Annotated in this window: 4 protein-coding genes and 1 pseudogene; 3 read left to right on the plus strand and 2 right to left on the minus strand. The window is 33.6% G+C overall.

The window, feature by feature from the left end; all coding sequences use genetic code 11:
- Positions 1 to 256: 256 nt before the first annotated feature.
- Positions 257 to 765: pseudogene (locus tag GW534_RS15685) on the minus strand (beta-class carbonic anhydrase).
- A 221-nt stretch (positions 766 to 986) separates the two neighbouring features.
- Entirely contained in the window at positions 987 to 1,301 is a 315-nt protein-coding gene (locus GW534_RS15690) for a YbjQ family protein (protein WP_161921901.1), read from the minus strand.
- A 291-nt stretch (positions 1,302 to 1,592) separates the two neighbouring features.
- On the opposite strand from GW534_RS15690, the gene GW534_RS15695 reads away from it, so the two are divergent.
- The 3 genes from GW534_RS15695 to GW534_RS15705 all read left to right on the plus strand — a co-directional run bounded on the left by GW534_RS15695 (position 1,593) and on the right by GW534_RS15705 (position 2,572).
- On the plus strand, positions 1,593 to 1,919 hold the full coding sequence (locus GW534_RS15695) for an MGMT family protein (protein ID WP_161921904.1): 327 nt from the start codon (positions 1,593 to 1,595) through the stop codon (positions 1,917 to 1,919).
- Between the two features lie 17 nt (positions 1,920 to 1,936).
- Positions 1,937 to 2,311 (plus strand): DnaJ family domain-containing protein, encoded by a 375-nt coding sequence (locus GW534_RS15700; RefSeq protein ID WP_161921902.1) that lies wholly within the window; start codon positions 1,937 to 1,939, stop codon positions 2,309 to 2,311.
- Positions 2,312 to 2,380: 69 nt separating this feature from the next.
- Positions 2,381 to 2,572, plus strand: coding sequence for a PepSY domain-containing protein (locus tag GW534_RS15705; RefSeq protein WP_161921903.1), 192 nt, complete (start codon positions 2,381 to 2,383; stop codon positions 2,570 to 2,572).
- Positions 2,573 to 2,701 lie beyond the last annotated feature (129 nt).

Raw genomic sequence — 2,701 nt, forward strand, 5'->3', positions numbered from 1 at the left:
ATTTTAGTAACAAATGATATGAAATTGCTATCCAATAAGTCCAAAGTGGTTGTGTTTTTAGTGGAGTTGGCGGCGACTCCGAAAAATATAAGACATTTTTCCTGCGGTGCATATTCATGGAAGTAAACTCAGAATCCAGCGGGACTAGCACTAGCCGAAGACCCCGCAATCGAGCTTGCGAGATGAGGAGGCTGAGGCAGTGCCCGCGGAAAGCGTCCGCCAACGGAACGAATTATCTTTTAGGACAGTCCCTTAATCAATTTGTTAAGTTTTCATAACCGTCAACAACTAGATCTAACTTACCAGTTTTCGGGTCAATGACTAAACCATGAACAGGTGTATCTGGTGGAAATAGTGGGTGGTTTTTTATCGTATTCACACTTTTACTAACACTTTCTTCTACACTTCGAAAACCAGTTAAGCATTTTTGTACTTCAATACCAAAAGCATTGTGTGTAAAGTATCTTCCTTAATTCCACGTTCCAACATGATTTTTGTCATTTCTTCCGGTTCTAAATTTGACATTCCACAATCATGATGTCCGATTACCATTACTTCTTTTGCTTTTAAAGAATAAACAGATACTAAAATACTTCTCATAATACTTCCGAACGGTTCAGTAATTAAAGCTCCGGCATTTCGCAAAATTTTTGCGTCACCATTTTTTAAATTCATCGCATAGGGAAGAAGTTCGAGGAGTCTAGCGTCCATACATGTTAAAATTACCAATCGTTTATTTGGGAATTTATCTGTTTCGTATTTAATGTATTGTTGCTCTTGGACAAACTGCTAATTATGCTTTAAAATTTCTGAAAGTATTGTCACTTTTGCCTCCTCCTATACAATGTATAATCAAGTTTTACTTTAAAATGTGATTTTATTAATAATAAACGAATTTTGTTTTTTCGTAAAACTTTTTTATATTATAACTAGGAATTCGAAAGTTCGAAATGCCTTTTTATTAATTAGTGGGAATTAATATAATCTTATCGGATAACGACCGCTGTTCCTGTAGCGATTACCATCATCATACCTTCACGCATTGTTTCAAAATCCAGGTCGACACCTACAATTGCATTTGCACCTAGGCGTCTTGCTTTTGCTTTCATTTCTTCAATCGCATGCTCTCTACCTTCTGTTAATTTATTTTCATAAGCTCCAGATCGACCGCCGATAAAATCAGTAACACTAGCCATAAAGTCTCTTACGACGTTCGCTCCCATTATGACTTCTCCAGAAACAATTCCTTTATATTCTACAATTTCTTTTCCTTGCAATAAATCTGTTGTAGTTACAAGCATATTATTTACCTCCTAAAATTTAATTAATACTTTTACGTACTACACAGGAAAATGGTTTCGTTTTGTTGAAAGAATAATTGAAAATTCATTTTGATATTGAAAGTTAAATGCCGTTTTGGAAAATAGGTTCTAATTTACAGACTTTTGTTATACTTCCATGTTTCTTTTCATTGAATGCTTTTGTAATAGTTTGCTCATTTTTTTTAAGTTCATCTTGGAGTATTAACATGTATCATGTTTAAATGAATATTAAATAGTGAACATGTTATGTAAAAGTAAAGGATGAAGTATATGACTCCGTTTACAGAAAGTGTAATCCGAATTATAAAATCAATCCCAACAGGAAAGGTCATGACGTACGGTCAAATTGCAAAATTAGCAGGAAATTCACGAGGTGCAAGACAAGTTGTTCACATTCTCCATTCTATGAGTGAGAAATATGAATTGCCTTGGCATCGGGTAATTAATAGTAAAGGTGAAATTTCAATAAAAGATGAAGCATCTCGTTTTGAACAAATCACATTACTATTAAATGAAGGTATCGAATTTGATCTTTATGAGCGAATTGATTTAGAAGTGTATCAATATCACCCGCCAAGTAATTTTTTGTTCAAATAGTTAAAGGAGGGAAAAGGATGACAGATTTTTGGCGAATTGTAGATGAAAAAATTAAGCAGGCATATGAAGAAGGGGAATTTAATAATTTATCTGGAATGGGAAAACCGTTAAACTTGGATGATGATTTAGGGGTTCCGGAAAATTTACGAATGGCTTATCGAATTTTAAAAAATGCTGGTTATACTCCGGAAGATAGTGAGATACGTAAAGAAATTATGACTATAGAGGATTTAATTAAATCTAGTAAAAAGGAAGAAGAGCGAAAACTGCTTATGAAGGACTTGTCTAAAAAATTATTACAATACAATGCACTTTTATCTAAACGAAGAATTAAGACAAATTCATCAGTGTTTAAAAGATATCAAGATAAGATTGAGGATCGCTTAACTTAAAATAAAAATGGCGCAGGAAATCAAAGTAAAGAAGCGGTAGTACAAAATGAGACATTATCTACAGAAAGTGTGGAAGTAGGTCAAAAACAAGTGGTGACAGAGCAACAAGTTGAACAACAAGCACAATTGGAATTACCAATTTCAAAAGAAAAAGCTATTGAAATTGCTGAAAGACAAACTGGTGGAAAAGTAATTGAAATTGAATTAGATAGAGATGATCGCCGCTATGTATATGAAATTGAACATGTAGCAGCGTGCTGAAATTGAAATAGAAATTGATGCTGAAACTGGTGGGGGTGTTGAATTAGATTACGATGAAGATGATTATTATGATGACCGTTATTAAAATTTAATTTGTAAGGCTGTGCGAAATTTTTCGTGCAGCCTTTT

This window comes from Pallidibacillus pasinlerensis (genome assembly GCF_009996845.1).
Lineage (GTDB): Bacteria > Bacillota > Bacilli > Bacillales > Caldibacillaceae > Pallidibacillus > Pallidibacillus pasinlerensis.

Bases quoted from the DNA above. Each gene is read 5' to 3' on its own strand.
- GW534_RS15690 (WP_161921901.1), bottom strand. From the start codon at position 1,301: ATGCTTGTAACTACAACAGATTTATTGCAAGGAAAAGAAATTGTAGAA.
- GW534_RS15700 (WP_161921902.1), top strand. From the start codon at position 1,937: ATGACAGATTTTTGGCGAATTGTAGATGAAAAAATTAAGCAGGCATAT.
- GW534_RS15695 (WP_161921904.1), top strand. From the start codon at position 1,593: ATGACTCCGTTTACAGAAAGTGTAATCCGAATTATAAAATCAATCCCA.